The sequence below is a fragment of the Spirillospora sp. NPDC029432 genome, from assembly GCF_040703975.1.
Taxonomy (GTDB): domain Bacteria; phylum Actinomycetota; class Actinomycetes; order Streptosporangiales; family Streptosporangiaceae; genus Spirillospora.
This window is the reverse complement of the sequence record NZ_JBEZWH010000009.1, coordinates 42,631-53,943: the sequence shown is the minus strand read 5'-3', so window position 1 is coordinate 53,943 and position 11,313 is coordinate 42,631. Positions and strand designations below refer to the sequence as shown.

The window sequence follows — 11,313 nt, the reverse complement described above, 5'->3', positions numbered from 1 at the left end:
CGTGCGCGTGCGAGGTCGCTTCCTGCGCTGCTACGCCTCTCAGCGTGAATAGCGCTCTTGCCGGCGCCGCCGGGTCCGAGTCGACTGCCGGCCACACGTACTACAAGGCGTAGTGGTTTCCTCGGTGGCGTGTGGACCGCGCGCTGCCGCGTGGAGCGCTGGGGTGGTGCAGGTGCACGGCGCGGTTCCTGGGCCGGTCCTGACCGATCCGCTGGAAACACAGCGCCTGTGCGCCTCCCGGCGCTGGTTCTCCGGGTGGAGTCAATCGTGCTTAGAAGCACTCCCGCCCTGGCGGACGCGGATGCGACCGGACGTCGGCGCGCCGCCGTCCGGCACGAAGGTTCCGGTCGCCGCGCCGGCCGGCGTGGGCTTCGTCGCCGAGGCCTCCGCCGCGGGGGCGGCGGCGCAACTCGCGGCTGGGGCCTGGTCGCGGTGGGCGATGACGCCCCACACGGTGACCGGGACGCCCTCGACGTCGACGGCGGCCTCCACGGTGACGATCGCATCGGCCGGGACGCTGCCCTTCACGGTGAGCGCTGCGCGGCCGAACCGTCCGGCGAACTCGGCCACCAGCTCGCGGACCTCGTCGTAGCCGCGCCCGGCCGCAACGCGAGCTTCCAGCCGCACCGGGCCCGGGCCGCCGACCCGCCAGTCCTCGGCCGGACGCCAGACGAACTCGCGGGCCTGGCGCTCGTCCATCCCGGCCCGGCGCAGGGCCGGGAGCATCTGCGCGGCGATCGCGTCCGACACCGCGTCGCCGGCGGCGCGGTTCACGCGGTCGGCCAGGCTGTTGGGGTGCGTGGTCATGGCCAGCGCCTCCTACAGGGCGTCGACGTCACCGAGGAGATGATGCACACCGTGCCGCGGCGTCGGGCGAACGGCGAGTCGGTCGAGCAGATCCGGCCCGACCTGATCCCCCCGCCGGTAAGGCCACTTGAGCTCACACGGGTATGAAGGTCAAGCCAAAGCCCGCGAGGGGTGCGGGGCGGGTGGAACGTTGACCGAGTGGAACGCCGGGCGCGGGCCCTGGGACGGCACTGTCTGGAGGAGCCTGAGCGCGCCGCCCGGCCCGACCGCGAAGGTGTTGACGATGCTGTCGGTGAAGTCGCTGACGTACACGCGCCGTCCGCCGGGGGCGAACCCGATGCCGATCGGGCTGGACATGCTGGTCCGCGGCACGGTCTCGGTGAGCCTGCCGTCGTCCCCGATCGCGAACCCCAGCACCTGGCCGGGGACCGCGTCGGGATTGGCCCCGACCCCGACCGCGGCCACGTAGAGCCAGTGGCCGTCCGGGCTGATCGCGGCCCCCTCGGGAAAGTCGCCTCCGGGCACCGGCGAGCCGGGCACCGGCCTCAGAGCGCCGCTCGCGGCGATGTGGAACCCGTGAACGTCGTCCGACACCTGGTTGACCACGTACACGAACCTGCCGTCCGGAGTGATCACGGTCTCCGCTCCGGACACGCCGATCGCGGCCCTGGCCACCCGGCGCCCGACCGAACCGTCGGCGCGCAGCGCGAAGCCGGTCAGCACGGTCCGCGCGGTGTCGGCGGGCGTGCCGTGGCTGACGTACAGGAACCGGCCGTCGGGGGTCACCGCGACCCCCTTGCTGTTCTCGGCGCCGGTGTCCACCGCATCGCGCGGGTGCAGGTCGCCGCGGCGCCCCACGGCGAACACCGAGACCGCTCGGCTTCCCAGGTTGCTCGCGTAGAGCGTCCGGCCGTCCGGGGACATCGCCATCGCGAACGGGGCCTGCGTCGCGACCGCGCCGAGGCGGGTGAGGGCCCCGTCGGGTCCGATCCGCACCCGCAGGATCCGGTTCAGGAGGGTGTCGGCGACGTACCCGAAGCGCGCGTCCGGGGTGAAGGCCATGGCGCGCGTACCCGCCGTCTCGTCGGTCGGCAGCGCGTCCACCGGAGTGAGCGTGCCTGCTCCGGTGACCGCGAAGCGGGCGACGTTGCCGGTCCCGCCCGCGTTGGCGCTGTTGGTCACGTAGACCACGCGCCCGCCGGACGGTGCCGCCTCCCGGACCGGCGCCGCGCTCGCGGGCGCCGCGCTCGCCGCCCCCGCCAGCAGGAGTCCGGCGGCCCCCGCCGCCATCCGGCCGAGTCTGCACATCGGATCCTCCCCGTCGGGTCGGCGCGGGCGGCCGGGCGCCGCCGCACCCACACCGAACCCCGGCCACGGTGATCCAGTCCAGGCCGTTCCCGAACTGACACGTACCGGCCAGAAACGGAACCGCCCGCCCCCCGCGGAGCGTGATCGGGCCTCTGCGAGGCGGTACGCCACTCCGGACCGAGGGTGAAATGTCCAACTATGGGTCGGTCGTCGGCCAAACTCCGGCTAAGCGCAGGCCGCGCGCACCGCCCTTGCCTGTACGCCCGGAACCTGCCGATGGAGCATGGAAGGCGAGGCAGGATCCGGCGACCGGCCGGCCAGCTAGGCGACGCGACATGCTCCTAGGGGGAAGAGCGAGATGAAGTTCATGGACGTCCACCGCAACATGCAAGGGATCTCCAGCGACGATCTGTCGGCCGCCCATGAGGCGGACCTGGCGATCGAACGCGACGAGGGCGTGCACTTCGAGCGGGCCTGGGCGGACCCCGAGTCCGGCACGGTGTACTGCCTGTCCGAGGGGCCCTCGGCCGAGGCGGTCCAGCGGATCCACGAGCGCGCGGGCCACCCCGCCGACGAGATCCACCGGCTGACGTTGATCGTGTGACACCGGCCGACGGGCCGGTGGCGGGTTCGCGGCGAGGGCAGCGGTCCCCGGCTCAAGGGCCGAGGCCTCACGGCTTCGGCCGGCCTCGATGCCGACCGTGGTCGGTGGATGGGGCCTGGTCCGGCCCGCATGTCGCCGTACGCTCAGGTACCGCCTCATCGGCGGTCTGCGACGCCTGGTCTCGTGAGTAGGGTGAGCCGCTCAGGTCGGGGCGTGGTGTGCGGAGGCGTTCGCAGTGGGGTTCGAGGGGAGCGTCTGGCGGGTCATGCGCCAGGACGAGCTGGTCGGTGAGATCACCATCGAGGCGGCGGATTGGCCTTGGCTCAACGGGCGCTTCGTGGCGGGGCCCGCGTTCGCGGATGTGGGGCCGCTGTTCTCTCGGGAGCTGGCGCTTCTTGATCGCATCGATGATGACCACGAGGCGTGGGAAGCGGTCTATGCGCAGATCGCCGAGGCTGTGCAGCTGGTGGCGCCTCATGGGGCGGTAGCGGAGTTCCTGCTGCATATCCAGGACGATCAGGCGTGGTTCCGCTGGAGCGACGAGCCGCCCTAGAGGCTCGTCACGGGTAGGAGGTGTCATGGACGCCCACCGGGGCGCCCATGGCCTCTTGCAGTGATTCCAGGAGTTGTTCGAGTTCGCGGCCCTCGGGCTCGTTCAGGAACGCGGTCACGGCGGAGTAGACGTCCACCGTCGCGTCCGGGTGGTCCGCGTCGTACTTGCCCATGAGGAAGCGGGCGAAGGTGGGCGAGGCCGGGTCTTCGTCGAGCACCCAGGTGCCGCCCGCGTCGCTGAACATGTACTCGGCGCAGTAGGCGGTCAGCAGCAGGTCGAAGGGCTGGTAGCCGATCATTTCGAAGGGGGTCAGGTCCTCGGAGGCGCAGATGATGCTCATGTGCCCGAGGCCGTGGCTGGGTTGTTCGAGCAGGACTTCTGGGGGATCCCAGCGGGACAGTTCGCCCAGGTAGACGACCAGCTCGCGACTCGTTTCGATCCAGTCCGGCAGGAACTCCCGGCGCTCGTCGCGCACGCGGGCCGCCGCGTCGGGGGACAGCGGGTCGGGCAGCGGCTCTTCCGGATCGAACGGGTACGCCATGCGCTCTCCTGATCTTGGAACGGTCGAGCACGCACACTAACGCACCCTGCCTGAGCAATCGGTCAGGACAGCAGCGGACCTCGGCCTGGCACCCGTTCAGAACGAGCCGCGCCCGACCGCGGGGTCGCAGGGTTCGAGCCGGTCGGCCAGGCGGTGCAGCGTCCGCGCGGTCGCTCTGCGGACCTGCCCGCGGTGGCGACGCCGCGGGCGGCCGGGGACGTGCGGCGCGTCCGGCAAGGCCGAGCGCGCCCGGGTGCGGGAGATCTCGTTGGCGACGGTGAAGCCGAGCAGGTCCATCATCGTGCTCCTTCCGTGGGGGCCGGGCCGGTAGAGGCCCGGACGACCAGTTCCGCGGGCAGCACCACGTCGCGCGCGGCCCGCCCGGCGGGAGGATCGAGCAGGAGGCCGCCGGCGACGCGCCCCATCTCGCGGGCGGAGTGCCGGACGGTGGTGAGGCCCGCCGTCGCGGCCTCCGGTACGTCGTCGAAGCCGATCACCGAGATGTCGTGACCGGGGCGCAGTCCGCGTTCGGCGAGCGCGTCGAGGACACCGAGGGCGAGCATGTCGTTCACGGCGACGATCGCCGTGGGCCGGGGCGGGCGGTCGAGCAGGAGGGCGGCCGCGGCGGCGCCGTCGGCCCGGGTGTAGGAGGCGGCGCCGGCGAACGCCAGCTCCGCCCAGCCGACGCCGGCCTCCGCGAGCGCGTCGCGGTAGCCGCGCAGCCGCTCGCGGCTGAAGTGGTACGGCAGGTCGTCAGGGCCCGCCAGGGAGACCGGGCCGGTGGGCCGTCCGGAGGCGGGCAGGGCGAAGATCGCGGCGATCCGCCGGTGGCCGAGCCCGGCGAGGTGGGCGCCTGCGGTACGGGCCGCCGCGGCGTCGTCGATGCCGACGAACATCGCGTCGGGGTCGTCGTCGCGCCGGTCGGCGTTCACGATCGGGAGGCGGCGCGCCCTGACGGCGTCCAGGGACCGGTGCCCGTCGGGCAGGCCGTACACGCAGAAGCCGTCCACGGAGGCGTCCTGCACCAGGCGCACGGCCGTCTCGTCGTCGCTCCCGGACAGCGGCACCAGCAGCAGGCCGGTCTCGTGCCGCTCGGCGGCGGCGGCGAGGCCGCTCATGAACTGCACGGTGTAGGGGTCGGTGAAGGCCACCGACACGGCGGCGTTGAGCAGCACGCCGATCGCGCCGGTGGTGCCGCGCCGCAGCGAGCGGGCGGTCGGGTGCGGTCCCGGGTACCCCAGCCGCCGCGCCGTTTCCAGGACCTTCTCGCGCAGCTCGGCGGAGAGCTGGTCCGGGCGGCTGTAGGCGTTGGACACCGTGCTACGGGAGACCCCGAGCTCGTCCGCGACGGTCTGCAGTGTCGGCCGCATCCTTGGATGATCTTTCTGTATCGATTCAGTCTTCTGGATCGATACAGTAACACGGCCGTGCGTCTGCCTCCAGTCCCAGCGGCGGCTATCGGCCGCCGCCGGGGGAAGTTCCGGTGATGGCCTGCCTCTGCTTGCCGGCGATCTCCTGCAGCGGTATGTCGTCCTGGTTGGCGAGGATGACGCCGACCCACCCGGTGTCCGGGTAGATGCTCCAGTGACTGCAACTGCCGGGGTGGATGCCGCCGCGCGACAGCTCCCACTGGCCTGCGACGATGTGGGCCGGCGGCCCGTAGGTGCTGAAACCCGGGGAGCCTCGGAAGTTGGGGGCCTTGACCGAGGTGTACACGTCGGCCCACGGCGGGTCGAGCAGGGTGCCGTCGTACAACGCCTTGGCGAACCGGACCATGTCCGGCGCGGTGACGAACCCGCCGTCCGGGACGAAGTTGCGCGCATTGTTCTGGCCCGCCAGGCCCGGGTGCGTGCTGCCCTTGTCCAGGTTGCGGACGGCGTCCACCCGGCTGCCGTCGGCCTGCTTCATGTACGAGTGCGCGATGTGCTCGTCCGCCAGCCATTGCGGCCTGGTGTAGTACGCCGAGCCGGTCATGCCGCAGCGCCCGAAGACGTGCTCGTGCACGTAGTCCCAGAACGTCATGCCGGTCACCGCCTCGACGATCTGCACGGCGACTTCCGCACCCCAGCCGGGCTTGTTCGAACCCGCGCCGGGGGCGGCGACCAGCCTCGCCTGCCGGGTGTACTGCCGGTAGTACTCGAGCTGCTCCTGCTCGCTGCCGAACACGCGTTGATGGTCGTGCTCGGGAAAGGACAGCCCGGAGGTGCCCATGAGCAGATGGTGGATGCGCACCTGCTCGGCGATCTCCTTGGCGAAACCGGTCAGGTAGGTGCCCACCGTGTCCCACAGCTTCACCTCGCCCCGCTGCGCGAGCTGCACGATGGACAGGCTGAGGAACGGCCCGCCATAGAGGTTGAACGCGACACCCTCGTGGTTGCGCGTCCCCTTCTCCTTGTCGGCCATGCCGTAGCTGCGCGACAGTACCGTCCGGCCCCGGTGCGACAGCAGCACCACTCCGGAGAACCTGTCCTCGGCGGCCAGCTTGGCGATGTACCGGTCGTAGGCACCGCCGGGACGGGTGTCCGGCGGGATCCGGTCGGGCTGGGACTTGTACGTGCCGGCGTGGCCGGGCCGGCCGGTCGCTGGCGAGACGCCGTACGCCACCACGCCGGCGCCGGCCAGCCCGCCCCACCTGAGCAGCCGCCGCCGGCCGATACCACGTTCGGAATCCGAGTCCATGATCACGATCCTTTCCGGATCGACAGTGAGAGCCGTGCCCATTCCCGCTCTGAAGAGGGACGGCTGTTGCGGTCACCTTCCACCCGCGACTTTCTAGCCAACGGACGGTCACGGCACGGTGCCAACGGCTGTGACCCGGCTGTGACCGGGACTCCGGCCACGCAGCGCCGGCGCCACCCGCGTGACGCGACGCCGTTCGCGGCGGCGGTGCGGGAGTGCCGGGAGTAGCGGGCTTCGGTATCCGCACGGCTACGCCGCGTGACAGGTCGTGTCGGGTGTCGGTTAGGCTCGGAGTGGAGAAGATCCACTGTAGGTGCGTACCGAGGGGGAGGGGAGCCCCGCGCCGGGCTCGGGTCCGATGCCATGACCGAAGACGGAGACGGCTCTCCCGGTGTCCTCGACCCGGTGTCGCGGTCGGCTCCGCACGCGGTCCTGACGGTCGAGCCGTCCGGGGTGATCTCGCGGCTCAACGACGCGGCCCGGGGCCTGCTGGGCGCCTCGGCCGGGCGTGCCCTGGCCGCCGCGGCGCCGGGCTGGCTGGCCGACGCGCACCGCGCCTTGGAAGATCTGGTCGGCGCGGGAACCGCGACCGCCAGCGGGCCGATCGGTGATCGGGTCTTCGAGGCCCGGGCGGTTCCGCTGCACAGCGCCCGGGGCGCTCCCGTACCCACGGCCTGGTGGCTGGCCGACATCACCGAGCGGGTTCGGCTCGCGGAGGACCTGGCGGCCGAGCGGCGGCGGATGGCGTTCCTGGCGGAGGAGTCCGGCTGGTTCCTCGGGTCGCTCAACCTGGAACGGTGCATGGAGGCCGCCGTCCGGCTGGCCGCCCGGCACCTGGCCGGCGCGGCCCTGGTCATCGCGGCGCCGTCCGGGCCTACCTACCCCGTCGCCTACTGCGGTTCGGACGGCGACCCCGAGCACGAGGAGCGGGTGATCGACCTCGCGGAGGTGCCGGGACTCGCCGAGGCGATGCGGGGCCTCCCGCCCCCGCGCTGGATCGACCCGTCCGACGTTCCCGGCTGGGTCGCGCGCCCGGAACCGGGCGTCCAGGGCGCGATCGCGGTGATCGGGCTGCCGGGGCAGGGCGTCCCCGCCGGGGTCCTGCTGCTGCGCCGCCGCGGCCGGCCGGGATTCTCGGAGAGCGAGGAGACGGTGGTCCGGCTCTTCGCCCGCCAGGCGGGAGCGGCGATGGCGGCCGCCCGGCTGTACGGCGAGCAGGCGTCCATCACCGAGACGCTGATGCGTGATCTGCTGCCCCCGCCGGCGCAGCACCTGCCGGGGATCGAGCTCGCGGCGCGATACCGGCCGTCCGAGGACGCCGAACGCGTGGGAGGCGACTTCTACGACGTGTACCCGGCCGAGTCCGGCGGCGAGTCCCTCGTGGTCCTCGGCGACGTGGCCGGCAAGGGCCTGGAGGCCGCGGTGCTCACCGGCAAGATCCGTACGACGCTGCGGGCCCTGCTGCCGCTGGCCGGAGACCACCGGCGGGTGCTGGAACTGGTGAACGCGGCGCTGCTGCACGACGGCGGCACCAGGTTCGCCACGCTGGTGCTGGCCTCGGTCCGGCGGGAGGAACGGCGGGTGCGCGTCAGGCTCACCAGCGCCGGCCACGCTCCGCCGCTGATCGTCCGGGGCGACGGCCCGATCGAGGAGGCGCCGACCGGCGGCTCGCTGATCGGCGTGCTGGACGAGATCGTCTCCACGACGGCGGAGGTGACCCTGTGGCCGGGCGACACCTGCCTGATGTACACCGACGGCATCACGGAGGCGTTCGGCGGCCCGCTCGGCGACGAGATGTTCGGCGAGGAGCGGCTGTACGCGGGACTGGCCGGCTGCGGCGGGATGCTCCCCGAGGCGCTGGTGGAACGGGTCCACATGCTCGCCGCCGAATGGGTCCGCGGGAACCGGCACGACGACATGGCGATCATCGCGATCACCGCCCCCCGGCGTTCGGAACGGGGAGGATCATGACGCGCGCACCGGATTCGCTGGCCGACCGTCTCTGGGAGGCCGTCACCTCCGGGGACGAGGCCGCCGCGGCCGACACCGCCATCGCGGCGCTGGACGGCGGGCTCGACATCGAGGACCTGCTGCTCGACGTCATCGCGCCCCTCCAGGGCCGGATAGGGAGCGAGTGGGCGGCCAACCGGTTCAGCGTGGCGCGGGAGCATCTCGCCACCGCCGTCAACGAACGCGTGATCAGCGCGCTCGCGCACCATCCGGCCGTCCGGGAACGGCAGCAGGCGCGGCGGCGGCCCGGCCGGGTCGCGGTGGCGTGCATCGACGGCGAGTGGCACGCGCTGCCCGCACGGCTGGTGACCGAGGTCCTGCGGCTGCGCGGCTGGCACGTCGACTACCTCGGCGCCCAGGTGCCGACCCAGCATCTGGTCTCCTACCTGCACGGCACCGGCCCGGCGGTCATCGCGCTGTCATCGTCGATCGCGACGCGGCTGCCCGCCGCGCACGCGGCGATCGCCGCCTGCCGGGCGACCGGCACCCCGGTCATGGTCGGCGGTGCGGCCTTCGGCCCCGGCGGACGCTACGCCGCCCGGCTCGGCGCGGACGCCTGGGCCGCCGACGCCCGCGCCGCCGCCGACCGCCTGGCGGAGGGGCCGCCGCCGGCACCGCCGGCGGTCCACCGCCAGGTCATCGACGACCTGCCGCACCTCGCGGACATGGAGTACGCGCACGTCAGCCGGACGGCGCCGGACCTGGTCCGGCACGTGCTGGACGGTCTGGCGTCCCGGTTTCCCGACATGGCGGCCTACAGCGAGCAGCAGCTGCACCACACCGCCGAGGACGTCGCGCACATCGTCGACTTCCTCGGCGCGGCCCTCTACGTCGACGACCCCGACCTGTTCAGCGGCTTCATGGCGTGGGCGGCCGGCCTGCTCGCCGCCCGCGGCGTCCCCGCGCGCAGTCTCCTGCCCGCGCTGGAGCTGCTCTCCGAGCGACTCGAGGGCCGCCCCCGCGCCATCGCCATGCTCGACCGCGCCCACACCGAGATCAGGAACGCCCGAAACGGGCACGGTACGCGGCCGGGCTGAAGTCGAAGAAGTGCCGGAAACGGCGGCTCGCGTAGTTCGGGTCGTTCCAGCCGACCAGCCGTCCGACCGCCGCGACGGGCAGTTCGGTCTCGATGAGGAGGGCCGCGGCACGCTCGGCGCGCAGCCTGCCCAGGTAGGTCATGGGCGGGACGCCCAGCTGCGCGGTGAACAGGCGGGCCAGATGGGCCGGTGACGTGGTCACCGCCGCGGCGAGCTCGGTCAGGCTCCAGGCGCGCTGGACGTCGTCCTCCAGCAGCCGTGCCGCGGCCGTCACCGCGGGGTGGGTCCGTCCGGGCGGGTCGGCGGGGAGCGATGCGGCCGTGCCGCCCAGCAGGCAGAGCAGCATGCCGACCAGTACGGCATGCGGGGGTTCGGGGCGGGGCCGGCCGGTGATCGCGGTGAGGCCGGTCTCGACGATGCGCAGCGTGGTGGGGTCCAGCCGCAGCGGGTGGCCGGAGCGGCCGGCGTCGTGCAGGATCCGGCCGAGCCGCGGGTCGGCGCGCAGCCAGGCCAGTTCGCGCTGGAACACCTCCGGGCCGACGTAGAGGTTGTGGACCACCAGCCGGCGGCAGTCCCGGTAGCCGTGCCAGTCTCCCGGCCGCAGCATCGCCACCGAGCCGCGGTCCAGTTCCCGCTCGCCCGCGGCCGAGACGTGCGTCGCGGTCCCGCCGGTGACCACGGCCAGCTCGATGAAGTCGTGGCTGTGGAGCGCGGCGCCGTCCCGCAACTCGTACCGCTCGGCGACGGCCGGCGGCCCGCCGGGCGGGAAGACCTCCGCTCGCCGCACGCGATGCACCGGGCCCTCCTTCCGCGGGTGACCGTCAAGATTGTGCTACATCTGCCGGGTTCCCGTGCTAGCCGCGCACCCCTCGCGATCGCGACAGTTGTAGCGACCGACTCCCCGAAACGCGAGGAAGATGAGAATGGACGCCGCCGCCGCACACCCCCGCACCACCCCGGAGAACCTCTCCGAGGACACCGTCGCCGCCTACCGCCGTGATGGTTTCGTCCATGTGCCGGGGGTCATCTCCCGGACGGACGCCGCCAGGTACGCCGAAGCCGCGCTGGCGGTACGGAGCACCGTCCGCGACAACCACGACGGGATGATCTTCACCCAGCTGCTCCAGCTATGGCGCCGGGACGAGACGCTGCGGGAGCTCACCCTGGACCCCGCCCTGGCGGCCATCGCCTCCCGGCTGGCGGGGATCCCGCTGCGGCTGTGGCACGACCAGCTCCTCATCAAGGACCCGCACAACGGGGCCGCCACCGAGTTCCACCAGGACCAGCCGTACTGGCCCCACACCGGCTCCCGGCATGCGCTGTCGGCCTGGGTGGCGCTGGTGGACGTCCCGGTCGACCGCGGCTGCATGACGTTCATCCCGGGCTCGCAGCACCTGGACGGGCTGCGCGCGCAGGACCTGTCCGACCACGCGGACATGTTCGCCGTGGCGCCCGAGCTGGAATGGGAGCGCCGCGTCACCGTTCCCCTGCGGGCGGGCGACTGCACGTTCCACCACTCCCTCCTCGCGCACAGCGCCACGCCCAACCTCACCGACGATCCCCGCATCGCCCACGTCATCATCTATGTGGACGCCGACCTGTCCCTCGCGTCCGAGCCCGCCCATCCCGTCACCGACCCGCTCGGCCTCGCCGCGGGAGAGCCGCTGCCCGACGAGCACTTCCCCCGCTTCCGCCCCGCCCGCGGGTGACCGTCCGGCGGTGCGGGCCGGCGGAACGTCCGTCCAGGGGGCATCAGAGGTGCAGGTGCAGGCCC

12 protein-coding genes are annotated in these 11,313 nt (G+C 73.0%); 5 read left to right on the top strand and 7 right to left on the bottom strand.

What is annotated here, in order from left to right:
- Positions 1-261 precede the first annotated feature (261 nt).
- Positions 262-807, bottom strand: a complete 546-nt coding sequence (locus AB0881_RS09650; protein ID WP_366615732.1) for a hypothetical protein — start codon at positions 805-807, stop codon at positions 262-264.
- Between the two features lie 150 nt (positions 808-957).
- The gene (locus AB0881_RS09645) at positions 958-2,115 is read right to left on the bottom strand and encodes a beta-propeller fold lactonase family protein (RefSeq protein WP_366615730.1); all 1,158 of its coding nucleotides are present in this window, start codon (positions 2,113-2,115) and stop codon (positions 958-960) included.
- 358 nt (positions 2,116-2,473) lie between these two features.
- Here AB0881_RS09645 and AB0881_RS09640 point away from each other — a divergent pair, with 358 nt between their 5' ends.
- Both AB0881_RS09640 and AB0881_RS09635 read left to right on the top strand, forming a co-directional pair.
- Positions 2,474-2,719: an SCO4226 family nickel-binding protein gene (locus AB0881_RS09640; RefSeq protein WP_366615729.1), complete on the top strand. Its 246-nt coding sequence runs from the start codon at positions 2,474-2,476 to the stop codon at positions 2,717-2,719.
- A 265-nt stretch (positions 2,720-2,984) separates the two neighbouring features.
- Entirely contained in the window at positions 2,985-3,272 is a 288-nt protein-coding gene (locus AB0881_RS09635) for a hypothetical protein (protein ID WP_366615727.1), read from the top strand.
- A 7-nt stretch (positions 3,273-3,279) separates the two neighbouring features.
- On the opposite strand, the gene AB0881_RS09630 is transcribed toward AB0881_RS09635, so the two are convergent.
- The 4 genes from AB0881_RS09630 to AB0881_RS09615 form a co-directional block, all read right to left on the bottom strand.
- Positions 3,280-3,813: a hypothetical protein gene (locus tag AB0881_RS09630; RefSeq protein WP_366615726.1), complete on the bottom strand. Its 534-nt coding sequence runs from the start codon at positions 3,811-3,813 to the stop codon at positions 3,280-3,282.
- A 96-nt stretch (positions 3,814-3,909) separates the two neighbouring features.
- Complete coding sequence (locus tag AB0881_RS09625; protein WP_366615724.1) at positions 3,910-4,113, bottom strand: hypothetical protein; 204 nt, start codon at positions 4,111-4,113, stop codon at positions 3,910-3,912.
- On the bottom strand, positions 4,110-5,183 hold the full coding sequence (locus AB0881_RS09620; RefSeq protein ID WP_366615723.1) for a LacI family DNA-binding transcriptional regulator: 1,074 nt from the start codon (positions 5,181-5,183) through the stop codon (positions 4,110-4,112). The genes AB0881_RS09625 and AB0881_RS09620 overlap by 4 nt, the downstream gene beginning before the upstream one ends.
- A gap of 85 nt (positions 5,184-5,268) precedes the next feature.
- Complete coding sequence (locus tag AB0881_RS09615) at positions 5,269-6,492, bottom strand: serine hydrolase domain-containing protein (RefSeq protein WP_366615722.1); 1,224 nt, start codon at positions 6,490-6,492, stop codon at positions 5,269-5,271.
- Positions 6,493-6,855: 363 nt separating this feature from the next.
- Between AB0881_RS09615 and AB0881_RS09610 the strand changes: the two genes are divergently transcribed.
- Positions 6,856-8,463, top strand: a complete 1,608-nt coding sequence (locus AB0881_RS09610) for a PP2C family protein-serine/threonine phosphatase (RefSeq protein WP_366615720.1) — start codon at positions 6,856-6,858, stop codon at positions 8,461-8,463.
- Complete coding sequence (locus AB0881_RS09605) at positions 8,460-9,539, top strand: cobalamin-dependent protein (RefSeq protein ID WP_366615718.1); 1,080 nt, start codon at positions 8,460-8,462, stop codon at positions 9,537-9,539. The genes AB0881_RS09610 and AB0881_RS09605 overlap by 4 nt, the downstream gene beginning before the upstream one ends.
- Here AB0881_RS09605 and AB0881_RS09600 read toward each other — a convergent pair.
- The gene (locus tag AB0881_RS09600; protein ID WP_366615717.1) at positions 9,499-10,335 is read right to left on the bottom strand and encodes an AraC family transcriptional regulator; all 837 of its coding nucleotides are present in this window, start codon (positions 10,333-10,335) and stop codon (positions 9,499-9,501) included. The genes AB0881_RS09605 and AB0881_RS09600 overlap by 41 nt on opposite strands.
- Before the next feature lie 127 nt (positions 10,336-10,462).
- Here AB0881_RS09600 and AB0881_RS09595 point away from each other — a divergent pair, with 127 nt between their 5' ends.
- Positions 10,463-11,248 (top strand): phytanoyl-CoA dioxygenase family protein, encoded by a 786-nt coding sequence (locus AB0881_RS09595; protein WP_366615715.1) that lies wholly within the window; start codon positions 10,463-10,465, stop codon positions 11,246-11,248.
- Positions 11,249-11,313: the final 65 nt, after the last annotated feature.

Bases quoted from the DNA above. Each gene is read 5' to 3' on its own strand.
- AB0881_RS09635 (WP_366615727.1), top strand. From the start codon at position 2,985: ATGCGCCAGGACGAGCTGGTCGGTGAGATCACCATCGAGGCGGCGGAT.
- AB0881_RS09615 (WP_366615722.1), bottom strand. From the start codon at position 6,492: ATGGACTCGGATTCCGAACGTGGTATCGGCCGGCGGCGGCTGCTCAGG.
- AB0881_RS09625 (WP_366615724.1), bottom strand. From the start codon at position 4,113: ATGATGGACCTGCTCGGCTTCACCGTCGCCAACGAGATCTCCCGCACC.
- AB0881_RS09595 (WP_366615715.1), top strand. From the start codon at position 10,463: ATGGACGCCGCCGCCGCACACCCCCGCACCACCCCGGAGAACCTCTCC.
- AB0881_RS09645 (WP_366615730.1), bottom strand. From the start codon at position 2,115: ATGTGCAGACTCGGCCGGATGGCGGCGGGGGCCGCCGGACTCCTGCTG.
- AB0881_RS09620 (WP_366615723.1), bottom strand. From the start codon at position 5,183: ATGCGGCCGACACTGCAGACCGTCGCGGACGAGCTCGGGGTCTCCCGT.
- AB0881_RS09640 (WP_366615729.1), top strand. From the start codon at position 2,474: ATGAAGTTCATGGACGTCCACCGCAACATGCAAGGGATCTCCAGCGAC.
- AB0881_RS09630 (WP_366615726.1), bottom strand. From the start codon at position 3,813: ATGGCGTACCCGTTCGATCCGGAAGAGCCGCTGCCCGACCCGCTGTCC.
- AB0881_RS09610 (WP_366615720.1), top strand. From the start codon at position 6,856: ATGACCGAAGACGGAGACGGCTCTCCCGGTGTCCTCGACCCGGTGTCG.
- AB0881_RS09605 (WP_366615718.1), top strand. From the start codon at position 8,460: ATGACGCGCGCACCGGATTCGCTGGCCGACCGTCTCTGGGAGGCCGTC.
- AB0881_RS09650 (WP_366615732.1), bottom strand. From the start codon at position 807: ATGACCACGCACCCCAACAGCCTGGCCGACCGCGTGAACCGCGCCGCC.